The following is a 20,915-nucleotide window of genomic DNA, read 5'->3' as shown; positions in this document are numbered from 1 at the left end:
CGTCATTACAACACCGTGAATTCAGCAGATGGCGTTAAAAGTGACCTCTGCTCGATACAAACCACCGTTTTAGCCTCCCCCCTCAGCAGACTTTGCGGCACGCTCCCACCTTGGGCAAACCCCGTATTTGTGCGCTTTTATGGACCTTTATAACCCTGTACGACCCGCGCGTACCGTCGTTGACCGCAGAAACTGCGCCGGGCTGAACGAAAACGGGCGCGTCCCTGAGGAAGCGCCCGTTTGATGTGGTTTGGAGCCTGCCATCTCTCCGCAGCTGACCGGTTACCTGGGGGGTCGCGGTGTTATTGGAGGATGTCGATCAGTACGCTTTTGAAGCGCAAATTGGCTTCGAATGCTTCTCGCCCCAGGTCCTTGCCGATGCCGGAGCGTTTGTAGCCTCCGGTTGGCAGGATGTAATCGTTACTACGACCATAGCGGTTGACCCAGACTGTCCCCGCTTCCAACCGCCGGACCAGGCGCAGGGCACGGTTGATGTCGGCAGTATGTACCCCCGCCGCCAAACCGTAGGTGGCATGGGCGGCCAGGCTCAGCGCCTGTTCTTCATCATCGAACGCCTGCACCGTCAGCACCGGGCCGAAGATTTCTTCGCAGATCGCCGGGTTCTGATTGTCGAGGCCGACCAGCAGTGTCGGTTGGTAGTAAGCACCGCCCAATCCTTCGAACAATCCGCCACCGGTCAGGACTTCGGCCCCGGCCTGGCGCGAACGCTGGACGATGCCGTCTATGCGAGTGGCCTGGAGCCAGGAAATGATCGGCGACAACGTGCTTTCCGGCGACCAGGTGGGACCGGGACGAAGCTCTTCGAAGTAGGCGCGCAAGTGTGCGATAAACGGTTCCATGATCGAACGCTGAATCAACAACCGCGAACCGGAGACGCACACCTGTCCGGCGTTGCCGGTAATGGCCAGCGCTACGGTGCGCGCGGTTTTGGCGATGTCCGGTACATCAGCAAACACCAGTTGCGGGCTCTTGCCGCCCAGTTCCAGGGTGACCGGCTTCGGCCCCACCAGCGCACAGGTGGACATGATGTTTGAACCCGTCGCGGTGGAACCTGTAAAGGTCACCTTGGCGACCCGCGGGTGGCGGCACAAGGCATCGCCGGTGATACGGCCATCGCCCTGCACCACGTTGAAAATCCCCGCCGGGATACCCGCCTGCAACGCCAGTTCGGCAAAACGCAGGCTGGAGAATGGAGTCAGTTCCGAAGGCTTGAGCACCACGGCATTGCCTGCGGCAAGGGCCGGCGCGACTTTCCAGGAAGCCATGCTCAGCGGGAAATTCCACGGTGCGATAGCCGCAATCACCCCGTAGGGTTCGGCGATCTGCATGCCAAGCCGATCAGTCTGGGTTGCGGCGACCTGGCCACCGTGCTTGTCCGCCAGTTCGGCAAAAAAGCGAATGCCTTCGGCGACATAAGGAATGTCCCAGGCCAACACGTCTTTATGCGGTCGGGTCGAACCCACTGCTTCAAGCGGTGCGAGAGTCTCGGCATCCGCTTCGATCAGATCGGCCCAACGACGCATGACCCGCGCCCGCTCTCGAGGTGGACGGCTAGCCCAATCACTGCGGTTGAACGCCCGCCAGGCATCGTTGACGGCTTCGTCCACCAGGTTGGCATCGGCAATCGGCAATCCGGCATACACCTGGCCGTCCGAGGGCCGCGCCACCTCTAGTCCAGGCTGAGCATCGCGGTATTGCCCGCCAATGAAATGAGCGCTGCGCACAGCGATTAGACGAGGATCAAAACTATCCATGGAGCACTCCAGATATGGGCCGGCGAGTCGTTTACTCTGGCTTCCATCGTAGAAAAAAAGCCCAGGCATTTGCTGCCGACCTTGCCGTGCAATTAAGTAGTAAATGTGGTCTTGTGGCCTCTGCCTCGCGGAATCTGCCGAATGTGCAACACCCCCTTGTCAGCCCTTCATGCAGATGGGATACAGGCACCATCGCGCTGGAAAACCGGCCGCTCGTGAACCCTGTTTAACGGAGACTCGCCATGTCCGCCTCGCAACAAACCACTTATGGTTATCGCCCCATGACGGTTGCCGATCTCCCGGCAGCCCACGCGTTGTCCGTGCAATTGAAGTGGCCCCACCGGCTGGATGACTGGGCCATGGTGCTGCGGATCAGCGACGGCTTTGTGGCGCTCGATGGCGAGCGTCTGATCGGCACAGCATTCGCCTGCCCCCAAGGTGATTTCGCCACCATCGGGTTGGTGATCGTGAGCGACGACTATCAAGGCAAGGGGATCGGACGCCAATTGATGGAACGGGCGCTTGATGCGTGCCAGTCACGCATCCCGATTTTGAACGCAACCCTCGCCGGAGCACCGCTTTACGTGAGCCAGGGCTTCGTCGAGTTCGGTCGGATTCTGCAGCACCAAGGTCAGGCGCACGCCCCTGCAATTACCCCATTGGCCGATGGTGAAAAATGTCGCCCACTGCATGAGGCCGATAAGGCGCGCGTGCTGGAGCTGGCTAACGCCGGTACCGGCCTGGACCGCCATACCGTGATCACCGACCTGCTCGAGGTCGTCGAGCATTCGGTGGGCATTGAGCGCGATGGCCAACTGCGCGCCTTCGCCATGTTGCGCCCCTACGGCCGGGGTCGCGGTATTGGCCCGGTGGTCTGCGAGAACCTCGAGCAAGCCCAACATCTGATTGGCGTGCTACTGGCCCAGGTTCCGGACACCTTCGTGCGTATCGACATTCCGGCGGATTGTGGCTTGAGCGACTGGCTGGAAACCACCGGCCTCAAGCAGGTTGACACCGTCGCGCAAATGGCCCGCGGCACACCGCCGCACGCCTCCCACGACGTGCACCAGTTTGCATTGGTCACCCAAGCGCTCGGCTGATAGCTGGCCTCGCTCGAACTCTCTCTACACAACATTGTTATTTACAGGGAGTGTCACCCCTATGTCGCAACCTTCCATTCTGCTGTTGGCTCGCGCTGACAGCAGCCACGTTGTCACGCCTTTCAAAGCGCTGCCATTGAGTGCTGCCGATCCATTCATGGACACTCGCCGGGTAGCCTGGTCCGGGATCGACGGTGTCTCTGCCGGCATCATCGATATCGGCGACGTGTTTGATATCGCTGATTTCCCGCATACCGAAGTGATCGTCGTCCATGCTGGCCACGTGACGCTGAAAACTCCGGAGCTGACACTGGAACTGGGTGTCGGCGCCAGCGCAGTGATCGGTCGCGGGACCGCGCTGCGAATCGAAGCACATCCAGGCACGCAATGGGCGTTTTGTGCCTCAACCACTGAAGCGCCAACCCCGGGCCTGACTTTGCTGGACCCGCTCGCGATGCTGTCCCCTTCCTCTGCACCAGAACCGCAAATTCTGATTGGCCCGACGCCGCAATGCCGCTCACGTAACGCCTTCGAGAACGCGGCAACCAATCTGCGCGTAGGGGTCTGGGACTCGACACCTTACGAACGCCACGGCCGAGCGCACAAGCTAAATGAACTGATGTACTTGATCGAAGGTAGCGTGACTTTGCAGGCGCCTGACGGATCAAGCATGACGATCAATACCGGAGACAGCGTGTTCGTTGCGCAGGGTGCGCCGTGTGCCTGGAAAAGCACAGGGTATGTGCGCAAGGTGTATGCAGTTAAATAGACACCGGTGGTCAAAAAAATGCCGGGATGGAAGATTCGTTGATAAAACAACGATCGAATTCATGCTCTCGGCGGTCGATGACCTGATCGCTGAGATCAATATTTTGATCTCGGCAAACGCCAGGAAAAATCCATCGTAACGTCGGCGGTCAAGGAATCTCCACCCCAGCTCTAGCTCAAACATACACTCAGTGAAACATCCACCCTCGTCATCGCGACCAACAACTATCGGCCAATAGCGTTGGCAATGTGCGAAAGCAATGCCCCCAAAACCGTCGTCAATTCACTCATTACGCTGAGGCCAAAGCCGTACTCGGGAAAAATTCCGAATTTGGTATCAACTGCATGTGAGTTAGCAGCGGATTTGGCACCGACCAGAACCTTGCAAGAGATTCCGAGCTGACCGCTAGAAGCCGCGGCCGACGGATCTTTCGAGGGTTCAGCGGCACTCAATCGGTGCCAACTACCTGCAAAATGGTTTGTCACCAAAACAGCAAGAAGTCGGGTGAATTTGCGGTCTGTTTGGCACTGCGGTTTGGGCCCAAAAACGTCGAATTTGGAGGTATGAGGCAGGCTCTCGGACGCGATTGTTTGATTCCAAATCGGCCCCTGGGCCTTGTGATCAAAGGGTCTTCAGAAGGCCCACAGCCCGTCAGCAATCAATTCGAATAGATGCGCCCTCCCCGCGCTCTGTTCCGTTTCCCTAGCGCACAATCGGAAGTCCGGCCTAAAGGTGCTTCCGTTTGTCTTCAAAGGCACGGCCCGCGTGACGTACAGCCGGTTTCGCTGATCTGGGATGGTGACCGTTAAGAACGAAGAATCGGAACTGAGCTTCCAGGGTTTAGAGCCGCGGAGAAGGTGAGGAAAAACGCCCGAATCGCCCGGAAAAAGGGCGCTTTGCAAGGCAATCTGCCATGCGAAAAAGCTGAGAAACGAAGAGAAATATCAGACAGGATTGGTGCCAATGGCAGCGCGAAAAAGGGCCAAAAGCGGCGTGAACTCACAGTCACTCGAAAAGTCACTATGGCAGAAACAACAAAGCCGCTCGAAAGCGGCTAAGTCATTGAATAATATGGTCGGGACGGAGTGATTCGAACACTCGACCCCTAGCACCCCATGCTTGCAGGGGCGCTAAAAATCTATACGGAACAGTCCTTTGGAACGGCGCCCACTGCAATCGATGCCCAACCGTGACTAACCGTGTTTTACGGATCCCCGCAAAAGTCCCTACAGGCTTTCTGCATGAAAGCTCCTGCATTCCGGCGTTCTGCCGACCAAACACGAATCTTTTTTCTGACTGCTACGCTCTCCTCTTTCAAGAGGAAATCACAATGCCAAGTTCAGACCTGCTCCCTTCCCTACTATTCAAGATCAACGAGAATCAACTCGCCCTCGAGGCCGCCATCATGGAGCTCACCCTCTGGGTCGAACAACGCGGAGCTACCGAGGTCGGCGGTAATGTCCGCGGAGCCCTGGACACCATCGATAAAACGAGGAATTCATCAAGACGACGGTCGCGGTACTGATGACACCAGAGTGGTCGCTCACAGACAGAAATCGGCCAATTGTATTGAAAAAGTTGGTAATTCCAGACTGCCCGCGTACTGACTGCTGAAAATACCTTTTTTGCGCACATCTAGGCGAAATCCGAGCCTGGAATTTTCTGTTCAAAGTAAAGATTTAAATCTCAAGCGCGTACTTTTCTGCCTTGGAAACCATGGCCCAATTTTTCACCAGAATCGGCAAAACCGAACAATCGAATCCAGCAACAAGCTGCCGAAAGCAACTAGTTATCGCTGTCCTTGTCGACTGGCGTAAATGAATCTCGATTACAGCAGCCGAGACCAGTAGGCCAGTTATGCAAATTTTCTATGATTGGATCGATCATTCCTCTCGCTCATTATACTTAATTAGCGAGCAGTATTTTTTTTCACCCGCTACCATGATTCGGCCTTTCTCAACTGCCACAGCAACAAGCGGGTCAGTTTCGCTCATTGCAACGCTACCATTTGCTGCCTCATTATAATATTCGACTGTTGCAGTCTGATCTTTAGCCAATTGCATAAACGCGGCCCGATATGGCTTGCTCGAAGGTTTTTGCGAAAAAACTCCAGCAACCATATTCGGAATATAAAGCCCTATGGCTTTTAATGATGCAGGAGATCCCACAGGAATAGGTAATCCAGGGTGGCAAACAGTACCTACTAACGTGGCGAAATTTATATCATCTACAATTAATGACCTAGCCCCACAATTTAAGGCAGTGCCTGCAGTAAGTAGATTTATAAGAGGAGTCGCATCTACCCCCAAGGGGGGATTGTTCTGCTCGGTTAAATTTTTCTGAATCAGCGTAAGTTCTCTACTTACCGCTGAAGCGGCGGCATTTTTACGCAAATCGTAAACTGAACATTTGGTTTCGTCTCCAGTACTGCAAGCTTTACCACAACGAGCTAACTCTTGGTCGATCGGTGGTCGCGTAGGGTCTGGCTTTTGATATGGAGGGGGAATCACGCAATCCGGACTATTATCATCGACAAAGCACGCTTTCATTACCTGCACTTGTGTTCTTTGAATTTTATCAGTGCCTGCAGCGAGGGAATACTCGCATCCCATATAGCGCGGTGGTCCACCATGGTCCAATCTGTCAGGCCCACCCACAACCGTTGTTTTGGTTTTAGCGTGAAGCAACCATGGATAGGTCGTTCTGATAGGAGCTATCGGCGGCTCAGAGTCAATAACGATTTCTACAATTGCAACAATATCTTTGTCAGAATGCATGTTGTACAAATTCTTCTCCGAATCAAGAACATCCGGAGAAAGATAACCATACCTTGTGTTCGACCATGGAAGATCTGCATCTATCCTTCTACCACAGAGCGTGTTTATGGAAGTAATAAGCTCTGCACACTCTTTAGCAGTTTCGCAATTCCTAGGTGGTGGGGGCGGAGCGTGAAATCCTCCCCAGCACGAGGCAATTAGTATAATTGCGGAGGATACGAGAATTAGATATTTGGCTCGCGTGGGCATGATACCACCACCGAATTATCGAGGTGAGCCATTCCCTAGCTCGAAGTCGTCTGTCGCACAATGCACGATTTCGTCGTGTTGATTGAACGCTAGCAGGAAACGGTCCATGCGCGAGGAAAAATCGCAGAAATATGTAAAGTGAGGAGAAATGAGTGGGTTGCATGATCAATAGATGAGCTCGGAACACCTACTTCAAGCTGTGATGGTCACACCTGAGTTCAGGCAGTCACAAATCCGAACTTCCCAACGCGATTGGCTGAATCCACAGTCGATTGAAGTCCTTCGTGTTTAATTGCAATCGGGCATATAAAGCCGCCACCATGTAAAAGTGACCCAGAAACCAATGCAAACTATTGATCCAAAGGAAAAAAAGCTGGGTTTCCGAGGTAAAAAACAACGACTTACCCCATATGTGTCAATAATTTAGCGTTGTATATTCCCACAGTAGTTCTCCTACCCGGCGTTCTGCCGAACTCCTCCCGCGCCCCCATTACCCCGTTTTCCAGGTGCTAATACAGCACGGCCTTTCTCGTCTAGCTTCATTTGATTTTCATTTCTATTTATATTTCTATTTCTATTTTTTTATATTTATATTGATTTAGCCTCCGGACATCCGCCCATTTTTAGGGGCATCCGCCGCGGCGTGCACGCTGCCTGTCAGGCAATTAGCAAAAATCAAAATAAAAGTAAGTACCTGAAAAATTCAGGGCTATTCTCATGGGCAGAAACAATCAGCGGAGTGGAAGCCGTGAAGATAAGGTGGCAAAAAAAGACACAGTCAGATCAACATGAGGAATCTAGCTCTGGGATCTTTCTAATTATTGTCGCGCTGATCGCAGGAATATCAGGTGCTTCGGGCTCAGCAATAACCGCATATACGAATCAATATGCTGAAAAACATTCTTTTTCTCAGGCATGCGTTGCTAGAATTGACGAACAAGAATCAAGACTTCGTGAAAAAGCTGCTGTTTTCCTAGGGAACCTAGCAAGATTCATTGCATCTACGCCGAATATAAGTATTAAGGATAATGCAAAACTAATATCTGTCGCGACAGACACTGGATACCAATTAGCAGCCTACGCACCAGAGGAACTGCTAAAAAGCACTTCTTTATTGCTGACGTTCTATTACGCCGCCACATATGCTGAGAACGATAAAGACTTTAAAGAAAACTTCGCAGCAGCGAAGAGCGAAACATTCAAATGGACAAATCAATACTTAAAAACAATGGAAGATTTTGACAGAAAACGAACGGAGTGCGTTAAAAACTAACACTTTAAAGTTTCTCCAACTTCAGAATAGAACAACTCGCTAATCCCAAACCGGCACGTAACACAAATATCGCCTTGGTCCCGCCCATTGGTGTGCTGTTTTTCATCAGGATGCCGATCACTTCCCTGCCCCCGCAGCTATGGCACTGGTCCATCGCTCCAGGCTTCCTAATCGCACGCACACACTTGCGCACCTGCTCTGCCGGGGTATCCGGAGGAGCGGTGCCATCGAGTTTGATGGGGTTGCCGACTGCCTTGTCGCCGCTGCAGCAGATCAATTGCGGCATCAAAGTCTGGGATGCCGCATAAAAATACAGTAAGGCCTTTTTAATCAAGGTCTTGAGCTATAAAACAGCCCCGAAAACCCGTGCCTTTTTCGACTCGTTAGAACTCAACAAACATTGGTCCAAACGGTTGCATTTCGGGGAAGAATTTCCCGCAGCATATCCCCCCTCCGGCGTCCTGCCGAACGAACACAATCCACCTATCGCAGCAGTGAATCACCGATTTAACGCTGGCATTCTGGCCGCCACGTTCGCCAGGAATTAAGGGATGCAGGCAAAAATAGAAGCCCCGAGGCCGCGAATCTTCGGAGCGTTGCTTTATTCAAATACATGAAAACTGGATGTACCAATAATTATGTTGCGCCCAAAAACTCCCTGCACCCGAATTTATCACTGTCCCTCCCTCTGCATTCGGTCCCTCAGCATCAATTTTGTATCGACCTCCACAGGCATCATGCATCTGCTTGTAAGCATCCTCTCGACGCTGCTTGCGAACAAAATCCGCGCCATCGTTCAGATACTTCACCAGCCCAGATCTGGAACTCTCGTTCTCAGGAGCAAAAGCGGACCCAGAGTTCGGAGAGGAAACCATTTGCGCAGACGTGCACCCGGCAAGCCCCAAAAAGCCAAGGAGGGTGATCAGCATTTTTATGCGTTTCATTCGGTGAGCTTTTCCTTGCTGAGAAATTGATATCACCTCTATACCGGCCTTGCGCCATCTAATCAACAGTGCAATATCTGATTAAAAGTGGCTGTTATTCATGGGTTGCCAGCTACTCCATCATAAGCCCGTTCACAGGTCATTCCCCTGGCTATGGCTTGGTCAGCTGCTTCAGCCAAATCGCCCGCTCGTTGATCAATGCGCTTGAGCACGTCGGCGAGCAATAGGGCGGCGCGGGTAGCTGCCTTGCTTGCGGCGGCAGTGCAGGAATTGCCGCTGGCTTCACTGGCTGCGAGGCGACTGGCAATGGCGTCTGCTGCTCCGCGCAGGCCGTCAGCAGAAGTGCGAGCGGCAACAGCATCAGCCGTCGCTTGATCGATGATACGTTGGCCATCTTGAACCGCCTTGTTGATTGATTGTTGATAGGCCTGCTCTTTTGTGCGTTCGGCGGCCTCGTTGGTGGCCTTCGCCGCTTCGTCACTGGTATCGCGGGCATTCCACTTGGCCTTCCATTTGGCATCCGTGACGTTCACGCCGTGGTGGTAGGCGCCGAACAGCGCGCCGGCCACCACCGCCAGCGCAGCTATATAAGGAAGGATTCGCAGCCAGATGGAAGTCATGGCACATCCTTGAAGAAAATGTGGTGCCCGAGCTTTAGGGTCTGCTTGGCCTTCACTGCCCAGTCCGGTGCCTTCGGCATGGTGGTCGCGTAATAGTGCGTGGCGCCCCCAGTGGGATCTGGAACCTTGCCATCGATCACTTGGTCAGCGGCAATCCGCGCCTGGGCCAGCTCGCGGAAAGGGATTGGTTTCGCGCCGCCCAGGTTGGCGTAGTTCGGGTCGTTCTTGTTCCAGCAGCTGAACTGGTACGGCTTCTGGCACACACCGGCATAGCCCTCGCCCCACCATGACTTGTCCTTACCGTCGTTCACACGATTGCGGATCGACCAAGCCACGGCGATCTGCCCGACCAGCGCTTCGCCACGGGCCTCACCCCATAACGTGCGAGCGAGGATGTCTCGATCTTTTTCAGTGACAGGCATACTTTTCTCCAGGCAAAAATAAACCCGCACTTGGCGGGCATCGGAATGGCAGATATCGATTAGGGAGAGGTCGGCCATTCAATGGTAGCGGGGTATCCTGGCTGCTTGTCGATCTTGTTCAAGGCCAGCTTGTAGATGGCGTAGGCCTTGAACATAGCGCGCTCTGCATCGCTCAGTAGATCAGCCAGATAGGCGTCAGCCATTCCAGCCGTCGCCTCGTTGGCCTGGGCCAGTAGCGCGTCACGCTGCGCCAATGCGGCGGCTCTCAGCTCCGCGTCTGTCAGGACCGGGGCAACCGGTGCAGCAAAACTCCAGACGCTCTCAATCTTGACGGCAGTCCAGCCGGCCTCTATAGGCGGAATAGCGTCCGTCACGTCAACCCAGATCATGTCCGGGTGGAACATCTCGGTAATGTCGCCGTCCGTTGGCAGCAGGTATTGCACGACGCCAGCGGCGATATTTGCGTAGGTTTTCATTACGCGTACTCCCATACAATCACTTTACCGTTGTCGCCGTTGTTACCAGTTTTGGCGGCTAAGCTTGGCGTATTCGCAGTAGCCGCACCGCCGAGCCCGCCTAATTTAGCGAGGACGGGGCTCCCGAGGAATAGCGCCGTAGGCGCAAGCGATAAAGTAAGCGATCCACGTAAACCGATAGCTGAACTCAGATTGCCACCGCTCGGGGCTGCGGTGTTGTTCGAAGCGGCTTCAAACACTGAACCAGATGGCCCGGCGGTGTTGCCGCCAATACCGCCAGGACAACTTACCAGCGCGCCGAAGGACGAGGGGCCGCCATTGTTACCGGGCGCACCGGAAACGCCAGTCCCGCCGGCGCCGACAGTAATAGTCGCGCCAGAGAACCCAGACGTGATCAGACTTTCTGCATAAGCCCCGGCGCCTCCCGGCGCGCCGAGCGATGAGACGCCAGCACCAGTGGCCGGTGCGCCACCACTTGCAGCACACGCGCCCTGAACCCCAACAATCACCTTGTTTGTGCCAGGCGTCGGCGTATAGGTGAAGGTGCCGGGCGTGCTGAACACTCGAACATTGAGCAAGCTGCCGGGGGCTGGGCGGGCGGAATCTAGCGGGCCCAAGTCAATCCAAAGCGTATTCGCGCTGTCGCGCTGCCTCAGCCTACCAGTCCCAGTGTCTCCCCATAACTGGCAGGGGAATGTAGGGCTTGGGGCAATCGCGCCGCTACTTTGCGAGGCGAGCGCCTTCAAGGCGAGGTTGATATCGGCACGGACAGCCAGGCCCGCCCCGTTATCCACGGTCATATCGTGCTGCGACATAAGTCAGTATCCCTTTGAGATGTAGTCAATCGAGCGGCCCGACTGGGCGACCCCACTGGAATTGCGGATGAAGACCGTGAAGCCGCTGACGGTCTTGGCGGAGACGTCTAGGTAGTCGCCTGGCGAGAGGCCTTGCGCTGTGAGGCTGACGGCCGGGCTGGCTTTGAACGGCGGCGAGTACGCGACTGGCAAGCCCAGTGCAGGCACTGGAATGTCGTTGCCGCTCTCGACCCTGTCCGGCATATCGATCGTGACTTCCAGAGTCGAGACGTCGATCCAGTTCGTCGCCAGCAGGACCTCCCCACGAAGCTGGAAGTCGAAGACCCGGGCACGGTAGTCGCCGACAACAAATGGCTTCCAGGCGGACCAAACAGCCGGTAGCACATCAGACGTGCGCACCCACAGCGACAGTGAGGCGCCGACCGGCGGATCGCCGTCGATGCTGATCATCGAATCGAAGTCGGTGATCGTGTCGATGTAGCTGCCGTCGTCGTACAGCACCGCCTCGACATTCGCGGTCAGACGGCAGTCGTAGACGTAGCCGAGGTCTGAAGGCGCGGCGAAGTTGTAGGTCATCGTCAGGTGCGAACCGCCGAACTTGTCAATTTCCCCGAGCCATGCATCCAGATCGGCGATGTCATCGAACAGGCCGACTGCCGACATCTTCAGTGCGCCATCCGAAACCGCCGCATTCACCGCAGCCCCTGAGAATGCGGGTGATTCGGTGACGGTTAGCACAACGTTGTCAGGCAGCGGGACTTGGGCATCTGACCAGACTTCTGTGATCGGCCCGCCGACGCCCGAGGAGTCAACCGCGCGCGCCAGGTATTTGCCGGGCAGCAACGACACGACCGCCGACGTAGACCGGCCAGCCGCCTCGGTGAGCGGCAGTGCCGTGTCCCAGTTGGCCGATGTGTTACGCGAGTGGCGGATGTTGATGCTGCCGCCGAGCTTTACGTCCAGTTCCGGCGCTGGATCCCAGGCCAGAGTGGCCACGCTGTTGATGACGTCCAGTCGCAGGCCGGCTAGCGCCGTTGGTGGCGCCAGCAACGCCTGAGCGGTATAGGTCTGGATCAATGCTGCGCCGGAGAGGCCGAGTACGGACTTTGGCGTAACACGAACGGACCACAGGCCAGATGATGCAGAATCGAAGTCGATGCTCGGCGTCGATACTTCCCCGACATACTCCCAGTTGCCACCCGGCTTCATTACCTCGATCTGATAGCGCATCGCTCGCGCCGGCTGAGTCCAGCTGACTGTTAGTCGCGCGGCAGCCAATCCAGTGCCGGTGTCATAGAGCGACTCAAGGAACGTCAGCTGCCCGACTGCATCTGGCTTGGCCAGGTTGACGATGCTGGTCGGGTTGTCGACGTCCGGCGTGCCGTACTCGACTTGGTTGAATTTATCGGGGTCAAACGCCACGGCGCTGATGGCGTACGTGCCGTCGTCGCCTTCGCTGATACCGATGACGCGAAACTTCTGCGTCTCCAGTGCGGCTGTTGAGAAAACCCACGGCGCCGAAGCCAGCGGTGCTGTTGCAAGCGGCGGGGATATCGTTATCGATGTCGCGCCGGCTCCGACAGTAACGGCGGCACTCGAATAGCTGCCATCAGCCATAACCACACCGACAACGCCCGCACCAGCAAGGCCGATTGGCGCATCCAGCAGCAAGGTAGATGCGGTGCTCCCCGCCAGCAGTCGCCCACCATTGCGCGCACCGGCCCGATTAGCATCAGCGACGTCGATGATGTCGCCCGGAAGCGGAATTGCGCCGTCCGCACCGACGGCAAAGGTGACCGCTTCGCTTTCGGCATATAACAACCAGCGGCCCAAACGACGGGCCTGTCCGCGAGAGGTGCAGCCAACAGCCACAACGTCGCTCTGCTGGATACGCCCCCACTTCGCGATCAGCTCGGGGCGTTCGACCACCTCGACCGTCTGCTTGTATTGCTGGCTTGGGTCATTCCAGGTGACAGCGGCGACGTTATAGCGCTGATCCGATGCGACCGATTGATAGCTGAAGTCGCCACCGACCACGTTTGAGTTATTGAACAGGTATCGACTGGAGCGCGGCGCGTCCTGCACCGCGGTCAGCGTGCCTCCCGCCCAAAAGCAGATGGCGCGGAACACGGAAACCATATCGTTTACCAGCTTCCAGGCATCTTGCTGAGTAGTCAGCGCGAGGTTGCAGGTAAACCGCGGCTCCCAGGCGCCGTAACCGTTGGGGACCATCGCATCGCAATACTGGGCGATGTTGTACAGCGACCACTTGTCGACTAGCGCCGTGTCTAGCAATCCCCCCAGCCCATAGCGGGTATTGATCAGCATGTCGTACCAGACCCAGGCCGGATTATCGGTCCAGGCTCGGACAAATGAACCACTCCAGGAACCGCTGTACGTGCGTGTCGCGGGGTTGTAGTTGCTTGGGATCAACACCTTGAGGCCGCGCACCATGAAGGCCATACGCGGAATGCTGGCGAACTGCTGAGCATCAATGCTGATGCCGCACAGTGCGGTATTCGGATAGCGCAGCTTCTCGTCCCACAACAGGGTCATGCTGTCGAAAAACGTACGGTTTTGGATCGTAGAGCTAGTCGAATCGCCCCCCATTCGGGTGGCACGGATATAGCGCGGCAGGCCGCCAGATACCGGCAAACGCAGATAGTACGAAAACTGCGTGCGGCTCATGGTTTTGCCATTGATCAAAATGTCTTCGCACATCTGATACCACGCGCCGCTGCCCAGCTTGGCCTCCAGGCGAAACAGCGCAGAAGAGCCGCCTGTGTCACCGTTCTGCGTGTTCTGAGAGAACAGCTGCGGAACGCTGACAGTCACGCGGACCGCATCAGCATCGGTATCGGTGATCGCGCGCTCAATAGGAATCCATCCTTTCAGCTCGACGCCAACGGACTGCTCGGCCTCAAGCCCGGTGATCGGCATATAACCCTGCCACTGGGTACCCGTGCGCGTATCGATGCTGACGCTGGAAAAGTTGTAACTGCCGTCGGAGTTCTGCAGTGGCACATCGTCGAAGAAGATCCCCTGATCGCCACCGACGATGCCTTCTATCTCACCCTCGCAAATTGCATGCAGCACACGCACATGCTGACGTGAACGCAGGCTATCCGGAGCCTCGACGGCGGCGCGCACTGAGCCACTGGTGCTACTTCCGCCCCCCTTCCCGCCCCCCTTTCTACCGACAATTACTTCGCTCATACCGGAAGAGCCTCTGTCCAGGTGCCGACTGTGATAACGCTGGAGCCCACCAGCATCTGGCCGTAAACAACGGGTACAGGAAGGCCTTGCTGCGTGGAGTTGAAAGCGCCGTTGAACAGGTACGAAGGTTTGTTTTCGGTGCTGGCTTGCTCTTGCTGGCTGCCTGACTTCGATGACGGTGTTGGCGTTAGCATTTGGGCTACGCCGCCAATCGCCATGCCAATGCCCAGAGAAACCAATGCACCGCCAAGTGGGCCAGAAAACGGGGTGACAATCACGCCAACTACAATTAGCGCAACACCAAGCACGGTTTGAAAAAGACCACCGTTCTTGCTGCCGGAAACGATAGGGACGATGCGTATTTCGGTTGTGCCGCTCAGGGTGAATTCGCTTTCGCCGACGTTTTCGCGGTTGCGAAAAATGGCAAATCGCAGGCCGCGTCTAGCCGCTTCACGAATGAAGTCCTCGAAACCTTCAACAGTGTTCTTCAGAGCGCTGAATGCCTCCCGGCTCGTACCTGTTTCGAGCAAGAAGTCTTTCTGGCGCCAGAATCTCTGAGCCAGACTGCCCGACAGCTTGATGGTGACAATTGATTGGCGGCCAGCTGCTTCGCTCATACTTTTCTCCAGGCAATAAAAAACCGCCCGGAGGCGGCTTGAGTTTTCTGCCAGGTGTTATAGGCAGTCGATTACTGGCTGTTTCCAACCATCAGTTCCAAGTTTTGTTGCTGGGAAGTAGGCCTTGATGGTCGAGCCGCCTGTAACTCGCTCAATGTTGGCGAGGGAGATCACTCCGTAAAATGTTCCAGAGGCAGCTATTTTATAGCCCTGCTCAGTTTCGACCGAGCTTGTTGCTGGATTCATTGCAAGCCACTTCGGGGCAAGGCAGCGTGCATATGCTTGCGGCGTTTTGCTGCTCGTTACTTGAAGGTCGGGACCGTCGCTTTCGCGCCCCTGAATAGAGCACCCCGCCAGCATGATCAGTGCCAGGGCTGTTATAGCTTTCCGCATTGTTGAGCATCCTTGTGTTTCGGCGACTCTAACAGGCCAGAGGCGAACAAATACAGGGCCTATCGTTTGTAGCGCATGACGTGGGTCGTGCACTCGCGGTAGGCGCGGCCGTAGACCTCTCGGCAACTTAGCCGGCCATAGAGGTGATGCAGAAGCACATCGCCTTCCAGCCAGATCGCTCCATGACATGGAGTTGAGGTTCCGATGGCCATGACGATCAAGTCGCCTGGCTCTGGGGTATCGACCGGCACAAACCCGGCCCGCTCGAAATTATCGACGTACAGGTTCTCGCCGTTGTGCCACCAGTCATCCTTGCGGTGGAAGTCCATCAGCGTGATACCGAGTACTTGCCGATAGTAGTCGCGGACCAGGGTGTAACAGTCGATAACACCATGAACAAAAACACGGCCTTCCAGCGACATTTCTCCGGCAGCAGGCATCTCATGCCAAGTCGCGGCGCCATCCTTCAGGCCAACGATCCACCAAGCCATGCGGCCGACCGCATGACTGGCAATGTCATGAAGAGACGGCTCGGGGCCGGCGTCCGGGTGTGAGTGCACTACGGCCACGATATCGCCCTGGTCCTCGGCCGCGGCGTAATCCTCAGGATGCAGGATAAAGTGATCCGGCTCTTCCGACTGGTTGCGGCATGGCACGTAGGACGGCTTACCGCGCACGCTGACGACCAGGCCGACAGACTCTCGCGGGTACTCGGCGCGGGCATGCGCCTCGGCGTCAGCCCGGCACTTATTGAATACATCAGTCATGGTCAGAGTCTCGGAACGCGGGCAATGCCCGGGAAGCCGCCGAAAGGAAGCTCACCATTTTCGCCAAAGCGTTTCTTGCAGCCCCTCATGGTCCGACTGCATTGGTCCTTGGCGGGGTCGCTGGTTGGGTTGTCGGCATAGTCGGCCACCGGGCCGCCACCATAGCCACACTCGCCCGATCGGTAAGCCCAAAGGCAAGTTCCGGCCACCACCTGGCGCCGCGGCAACTTCACGCCCTGCAGGTCGAGTGGCGAGCCAAGCTCGAACTCGATGGCGGCCGGCGTTTCGTTGGCCTTGCGCGTGATAATCCAGGTTTCGACCGGGAACTCTTCGGCTGGGTTGGCGTTTGGGTTCCAGCTGGCGCCGGTCTTCTGGTAAGCCAGCAATCCACGTGATCTGGTTACCTGCATGCTTGAGACGTAAACGCCGCTGGCCCCGTCGCCCGCATATGTTTCACTTCCTGACGCATCGCGCGGAATGACACGGAAATCGAACGTCGTTGCTGCTGGGTCCAAAAGACCAGAGCACCACAGCAAATAATAGCCGCCGCCCAGATCCAGCAGACCTCGATCCTGGCTTGCCGTGGCCAGCGACAGTCCAGTCTGCAGATCCATATAGTTATCGGAGCGAAAGCCGATGTTGTCAGCCAGGCGAATACGTACCTGAGGCCGGCTTGCGTCACGCAGTTTGACCACTGCCGACACGGTGTAATACTCGCCAGGGAAGGCCGTTCCAACTTGTCGAATTTGGTGAGTGGTGCCCGCCCCCTCGACCAGTTGGCTTACCTGCGATCCATACGGATCAGTCAACGCTGGCAGCGATGCGGTGACGCCCGACTTCGTCCACGCCGCTTGCGTTGCGTCTTCCGACCACAACAGATAGTTGCTCTTGGCGAAATTGACCGCATCCAGGTACTTGACCAGCGTCCGCCGGCGCTTCAGCTTCACGCCGAGCAGGTCTTCGTACAGCCTGCACAGTGCCGAAACGTTACCGCCAAAATTGCCGACTTGCAGTTTCGGCCTGGCCGGAGATCCTTGGCTTGGCGTAGCGAACTCCTGAGCCTGGATCGGCCATGGTGTGTAAGCGTTGCCCTGCCAGATGACGTAGCCCAGAAGTTCGTTGGTTCCGGCATGGAAGCGGATCGTCTGGTCAAGCAGTACCAATTCGAAGCCTTCCCAGATTGACATGCCATTCGCGAGCGCGAGCTGGCCTTGAAGTGCACTCACTCGAACACCTCCTCGAAGGTCGCGGAAATACTGTCGATGCCGCGCGCCACATCGGTACGCGTCCACTCACGGCAAACAAAAACTCCGATCGGGTGACCGGGGTGGGTGTAGTTGAACGCCTCGACGGCGCCCCTGGCGGCCAGGAAGGCGTCAATGGCATCGATCTCTGCCGTTATTCGCTTGAACGTCAGCGAGTACTTGCGCGGCTGGCGGTTGATTCCGGTTCCCTGCCGCTGCTCGTACCCATCGCCGAACTTGATCACCTTGACTCTTGGGGTGATCACCCTGGAGGCGTCATAAGTCGCCCGCCATGTGAATGCCATCATGCTGCCTCCTTAAGTGAGCTGCCCACCATTACGGCGCGCGGTTGCGATTTCCTGCCGGCAGACGACCTTGATGGCCTCGGCCAGGCGCGCCGGATCAGGTGAAGCGCCGCCGCCTTCGGAAGCATCCACCGTCACGCTGACGTTAACCGTGCTGGAATTGGTGCCACCGCGAACGCCGAGGCGACCTTGTGAGTCGCGAGCCAGAGGAACAATAGCCTCAGGCCCAGCCTCGCCCATCACGCCGGTGTTTCCATTCGCCATCCCGAAGGCAGTTGGCTTGCTCACGATGCTGTTGGTGAAGGCCCCACCGTCGGCAAACATCTGCACGCCATCAGACCAAGCCCCGCCCTTCGCTTGCGGGAAGTAGGTCGATGAGTAGCCAGCCTGAGAAGCGCCGAGCGATGTAGATGAACTGCCGCCGAAGTACGAGCTCGCCGCAGTGGTGGCAAGACCAAATAGTCCACTCAGCGCCGACGAGCTGGCCTGGCGAGTTGCAATACGCGCCATATCAGCGAGAACAGACTTGGCGAAGTCGGCAAACGAAAGCTTCCCAGTCATAGCGAAGTTTACGATGGCGTCTTCCATGGAGCTGAAGGCGTTGGTGAACAAGCTTTTAGTCTGCCCTGCTACGTCGCGCGTCGATTCCAGGTAGTTTTCCCAGGCCGACGATGCGCCTGCGGTCCAGCTGCCCTGCGCAGAGGTCATGTCGTCGTAGTTGGCGATCACGGTGTTGCGCAGATCCTGCTGACTCTGTGCGACAGCTTTCAGCTTGGCGTTGTACTCATCGAGGCTCATGCCACGCGAGCCGTCGCCATACTGGTTAGCCAGGTCGATGCGCTGGGCGTTGGCCTTGTCGTCGATGCCGTTGAACTGGCTTTGCAGCCCCTTCTGCCGATCACCCATGCCAAGACTTGCCGCCTCTCGCTGCCCTTGCTGGCGAAGCGTGATGTTCTGTTGATTTAGGGCATCGGTGTAGGTCTTGATCGCCAAGGCCTGCTTCTTGACCCGCCCTTCCTCATTGGTGGCGAGCACTTCCAACTGGCTGTCAGCATCCTTCTGCGCCTTGACCATGCTGGTTCGCGCATCGGCGATCTTCTGGTCAAGCTGGATTCGCTGCTCGCCGGTCGTCCCGGACTTGTCACGCACCGCCTCAAGAGCAGCAATCTCAGTTTGGTAGGCCCCGGTGACCTCTTCACGCTCCGCCCGGATCAGCGCGGTACGCTGGTCGAGGTAGTTTTGCTGCGTGATCAGTCCGGCCTTCTGCTGCGCCTCGAGCTCCTTTTCGGAATTCGAGTAGGTGGCCTGCAGATCCTTGATCGCGTTCTGGGCGTCGTTGTAGCCGGTCAGGTTGAGCTGATTTGCCTTTCCGACCGGGTCCTTGTTCTTGTCCTTGATGTTCTGGATATTCTTAGCGACGACGTCAGCCTGGACCAATGGGTTGTTGGGGTCCGCTTTGCGCAGATCCTCGACATCCCGCTTGTACTCCTTGATCAGCTTGTTGCGCTTCTCCTCGTTGGTGAGGTTGGCATCGCTGATGGCCTTCAGCTTCGCAGCAGCGTCGATCCCGTCCTTCTGGACCTGCACACGGTCAGCCACGAACTTGGTTCGCGACTTCTCGGCTTCGATTTGTAGCTCGAGGAAGTCGAGGTCCTTCTTATCCTGTTCGTTGTTCCGAGTATCGATGCCCATCGCAGCAGCACGACCGCCACGCCCTTGATTCGATTGCAGGCGCTGACGAATCTCGGCTGCCTGCTGCTCCAGCGACTGTGTCCGGCCAACGCTGAGCGTTGCATCGAGCGCACCCGCTGCGGCGGCCTTGATTCCTTTCCATGCGCTTTCGATCAACCCAAGATTCTGGGTGATTTCGCCGGTTCGGGAGTTGATCGTCGAGGCGTAGGTATCGGTGAGCAGCTTGGTCGCACCGATGGTATCGCCCTGCTCTTTCAGCGCGACGATCTGCGAATAGACTGCAGCCGTCAGAAAGCCGTACTGGTCGTTAAGCTCCTTTGCCGCCGCGACCGGATCCTTGGCGATCTTCGCAAACTCAGCAATGGTTTCGTCAACTGCCTTGCCGGTAGCCTTCTCCATTTCCAGCGCGGCGATGGTGATCTCGCCGAAGCTTTCGCCGGCGATTTTGCTGTTGCCGGCAAGCTTTGCCAGCACCTCAGCTGCAGCGCCTGTTGTGCCGACAGTTGTGCTGACTTGGCCTGCCAGCGTAGCCAACTGGTCAGCACTGGTGCCCGCTGCATTTCCGGTGAGGATCAGTGCAGTGTTGTAGGCCGTGGATTCCTGACTGCCTTTGTAATAGGCAACCCCCAGAGCAGCTGCTGCTGCAGCAGCTAACGTGTATGGGTTGACCAGACCGAGGATGTAGCCACCAAGCGCCTTCGCGGCTGGGGCGATACCGCCAAACATATCTTTGAGCTGCCCGCCCTGCTGAAGCAGAACAGTCAGAGGCGCCTGCCCGCCCTCAAGACTGGTAAATATGTCGGTTACTTGAGCGGGCACGCCCCGCAGGGCTGCCGCCGTCTGCTTGGAGGTGTTGCCTATCCGAGTCATCGATTCATCAAAACGCGTCAGGTTGGTTCGCGTCTGATCAAGTTTTGTTTTGTATTCGGTGAATGTATGCGGGTCCAGCAGCCCTTTGCTCTTGTAGCTCGCAAGCCGCTTCTCCATGTCATCGAGACGGCCGAGCGCAGCAACTGTTGGATCGATTTGCCCCAGCAGCGCAGCAACATCATCGCCCTGCTTCTTGATGGCGACAGAGGCTTTGCTTGCGCTCTGAGCAGTTTTGTCCTGAGTAGTATTGAGTGCTTCGCTGCGCTCACGATAGCTATTGATCGACGTAGCGGCGGACTGAAAGGCACTTGAAGCGGTAGTGATCGACTTGCCAACCGTGACCATGGCCTGCGCCGTGGCGTCCTGCTTGGCATTCAGCGCCTGCAGCTCGCGGACGATCTGCTGGGTATCGGCAGCCATGCTGCCCATTGCCTGCTCCCAGGCTTTCCCGGTGCGCTTGGCTGTTTCTTCAGCTCGGCCGCCAGCATCGACAACCTTATCCAGATCAACGGCGGCCTTCGCAACGTCCGACGTGTCCATCTTTATGCCGAGCGATGCAATATCCATAGACCACCTTCAAATAAGTGCCCG

General features: G+C 56.7%; 17 protein-coding genes and 1 pseudogene. 4 read left to right on the top strand and 14 right to left on the bottom strand.

The window, feature by feature from the left end; genetic code table 11:
• Positions 1–302: 302 nt before the first annotated feature.
• The gene (locus tag ACVWYU_RS09185) at positions 303–1,775 is read right to left on the bottom strand and encodes an aldehyde dehydrogenase family protein (RefSeq protein ID WP_457372525.1); all 1,473 of its coding nucleotides are present in this window, start codon (positions 1,773–1,775) and stop codon (positions 303–305) included.
• 242 nt (positions 1,776–2,017) lie between these two features.
• Here ACVWYU_RS09185 and ACVWYU_RS09180 point away from each other — a divergent pair, with 242 nt between their 5' ends.
• The 3 genes and pseudogenes from ACVWYU_RS09180 to ACVWYU_RS09170 all read left to right on the top strand — a co-directional run.
• The gene (locus ACVWYU_RS09180) at positions 2,018–2,875 is read left to right on the top strand and encodes a GNAT family N-acetyltransferase (RefSeq protein WP_457372524.1); all 858 of its coding nucleotides are present in this window, start codon (positions 2,018–2,020) and stop codon (positions 2,873–2,875) included.
• 61 nt (positions 2,876–2,936) lie between these two features.
• The gene (locus ACVWYU_RS09175; RefSeq protein ID WP_457372523.1) at positions 2,937–3,644 is read left to right on the top strand and encodes a cupin domain-containing protein; all 708 of its coding nucleotides are present in this window, start codon (positions 2,937–2,939) and stop codon (positions 3,642–3,644) included.
• Positions 3,645–4,974: 1,330 nt separating this feature from the next.
• Positions 4,975–5,180, top strand: a pseudogene (locus ACVWYU_RS09170) (hypothetical protein); the annotation flags it as partial.
• A gap of 347 nt (positions 5,181–5,527) precedes the next feature.
• Here the strand turns inward: ACVWYU_RS09170 and ACVWYU_RS09165 are convergent.
• Entirely contained in the window at positions 5,528–6,421 is an 894-nt protein-coding gene (locus ACVWYU_RS09165; protein WP_457372522.1) for a hypothetical protein, read from the bottom strand.
• Between the two features lie 892 nt (positions 6,422–7,313).
• On the opposite strand from ACVWYU_RS09165, the gene ACVWYU_RS09160 reads away from it, so the two are divergent.
• On the top strand, positions 7,314–7,943 hold the full coding sequence (locus ACVWYU_RS09160; protein ID WP_457372521.1) for a hypothetical protein: 630 nt from the start codon (positions 7,314–7,316) through the stop codon (positions 7,941–7,943).
• 4 nt (positions 7,944–7,947) lie between these two features.
• Here ACVWYU_RS09160 and ACVWYU_RS09155 read toward each other — a convergent pair whose 3' ends face one another.
• The 12 genes from ACVWYU_RS09155 to ACVWYU_RS09100 all read right to left on the bottom strand — a co-directional run bounded on the left by ACVWYU_RS09155 (position 7,948) and on the right by ACVWYU_RS09100 (position 20,891).
• Positions 7,948–8,277, bottom strand: a complete 330-nt coding sequence (locus ACVWYU_RS09155) for a hypothetical protein (RefSeq protein ID WP_457372520.1) — start codon at positions 8,275–8,277, stop codon at positions 7,948–7,950.
• Between the two features lie 271 nt (positions 8,278–8,548).
• On the bottom strand, positions 8,549–8,887 hold the full coding sequence (locus ACVWYU_RS09150; RefSeq protein ID WP_457372519.1) for a hypothetical protein: 339 nt from the start codon (positions 8,885–8,887) through the stop codon (positions 8,549–8,551).
• Between the two features lie 98 nt (positions 8,888–8,985).
• Positions 8,986–9,507, bottom strand: a complete 522-nt coding sequence (locus ACVWYU_RS09145; protein ID WP_457372518.1) for a DUF2514 family protein — start codon at positions 9,505–9,507, stop codon at positions 8,986–8,988.
• A complete protein-coding gene (locus ACVWYU_RS09140; protein WP_457372517.1) occupies positions 9,504–9,929 on the bottom strand; it encodes a cell wall hydrolase in 426 nt (141 codons plus the stop codon). Before ACVWYU_RS09140 ends, ACVWYU_RS09145 begins: the two co-directional genes overlap by 4 nt.
• Before the next feature lie 59 nt (positions 9,930–9,988).
• A complete protein-coding gene (locus ACVWYU_RS09135) occupies positions 9,989–10,405 on the bottom strand; it encodes a tail fiber assembly protein (RefSeq protein ID WP_457372516.1) in 417 nt (138 codons plus the stop codon).
• Positions 10,406–11,223: 818 nt separating this feature from the next.
• Entirely contained in the window at positions 11,224–14,370 is a 3,147-nt protein-coding gene (locus ACVWYU_RS09130) for a host specificity protein J (protein ID WP_457372515.1), read from the bottom strand.
• Between the two features lie 62 nt (positions 14,371–14,432).
• Complete coding sequence (locus tag ACVWYU_RS09125; RefSeq protein WP_457372514.1) at positions 14,433–15,053, bottom strand: tail assembly protein; 621 nt, start codon at positions 15,051–15,053, stop codon at positions 14,433–14,435.
• A gap of 57 nt (positions 15,054–15,110) precedes the next feature.
• A complete protein-coding gene (locus ACVWYU_RS09120; RefSeq protein ID WP_457372513.1) occupies positions 15,111–15,446 on the bottom strand; it encodes a hypothetical protein in 336 nt (111 codons plus the stop codon).
• A gap of 59 nt (positions 15,447–15,505) precedes the next feature.
• Positions 15,506–16,213 carry a C40 family peptidase gene (locus ACVWYU_RS09115; protein ID WP_457372512.1) on the bottom strand — a complete coding sequence of 236 codons (708 nt, stop codon included), beginning with the start codon at positions 16,211–16,213 and terminating at the stop codon, positions 15,506–15,508.
• 2 nt (positions 16,214–16,215) lie between these two features.
• The gene (locus tag ACVWYU_RS09110) at positions 16,216–17,439 is read right to left on the bottom strand and encodes a phage minor tail protein L (protein ID WP_457372511.1); all 1,224 of its coding nucleotides are present in this window, start codon (positions 17,437–17,439) and stop codon (positions 16,216–16,218) included.
• A complete protein-coding gene (locus ACVWYU_RS09105) occupies positions 17,436–17,765 on the bottom strand; it encodes a phage tail protein (protein WP_457372510.1) in 330 nt (109 codons plus the stop codon). The genes ACVWYU_RS09110 and ACVWYU_RS09105 overlap by 4 nt, the downstream gene beginning before the upstream one ends.
• Positions 17,766–17,774: 9 nt before the next feature.
• Positions 17,775–20,891, bottom strand: a complete 3,117-nt coding sequence (locus tag ACVWYU_RS09100) for a phage tail tape measure protein (protein WP_457372509.1) — start codon at positions 20,889–20,891, stop codon at positions 17,775–17,777.
• Between the last annotated feature and the right edge of the window lie 24 nt (positions 20,892–20,915).

It is taken from the genome of Pseudomonas sp. TE12234, assembly GCF_054061835.1.
This window is presented reverse-complemented; position numbering and strand designations above follow the sequence as displayed.

Excerpts from the sequence above, each read along its gene's own strand:
- ACVWYU_RS09185 (WP_457372525.1), bottom strand. The coding sequence starts at position 1,775 with ATGGATAGTTTTGATCCTCGTCTAATCGCTGTGCGCAGCGCTCATTTC.
- ACVWYU_RS09180 (WP_457372524.1), top strand. The coding sequence starts at position 2,018 with ATGTCCGCCTCGCAACAAACCACTTATGGTTATCGCCCCATGACGGTT.
- ACVWYU_RS09175 (WP_457372523.1), top strand. The coding sequence starts at position 2,937 with ATGTCGCAACCTTCCATTCTGCTGTTGGCTCGCGCTGACAGCAGCCAC.
- ACVWYU_RS09165 (WP_457372522.1), bottom strand. The coding sequence starts at position 6,421 with ATGCATTCTGACAAAGATATTGTTGCAATTGTAGAAATCGTTATTGAC.
- ACVWYU_RS09150 (WP_457372519.1), bottom strand. The coding sequence starts at position 8,887 with ATGAAACGCATAAAAATGCTGATCACCCTCCTTGGCTTTTTGGGGCTT.
- ACVWYU_RS09145 (WP_457372518.1), bottom strand. The coding sequence starts at position 9,507 with ATGACTTCCATCTGGCTGCGAATCCTTCCTTATATAGCTGCGCTGGCG.
- ACVWYU_RS09140 (WP_457372517.1), bottom strand. The coding sequence starts at position 9,929 with ATGCCTGTCACTGAAAAAGATCGAGACATCCTCGCTCGCACGTTATGG.
- ACVWYU_RS09135 (WP_457372516.1), bottom strand. The coding sequence starts at position 10,405 with ATGAAAACCTACGCAAATATCGCCGCTGGCGTCGTGCAATACCTGCTG.
- ACVWYU_RS09125 (WP_457372514.1), bottom strand. The coding sequence starts at position 15,053 with ATGAGCGAAGCAGCTGGCCGCCAATCAATTGTCACCATCAAGCTGTCG.
- ACVWYU_RS09120 (WP_457372513.1), bottom strand. The coding sequence starts at position 15,446 with ATGCGGAAAGCTATAACAGCCCTGGCACTGATCATGCTGGCGGGGTGC.
- ACVWYU_RS09115 (WP_457372512.1), bottom strand. The coding sequence starts at position 16,213 with ATGACTGATGTATTCAATAAGTGCCGGGCTGACGCCGAGGCGCATGCC.
- ACVWYU_RS09105 (WP_457372510.1), bottom strand. The coding sequence starts at position 17,765 with ATGATGGCATTCACATGGCGGGCGACTTATGACGCCTCCAGGGTGATC.
- ACVWYU_RS09100 (WP_457372509.1), bottom strand. The coding sequence starts at position 20,891 with ATGGATATTGCATCGCTCGGCATAAAGATGGACACGTCGGACGTTGCG.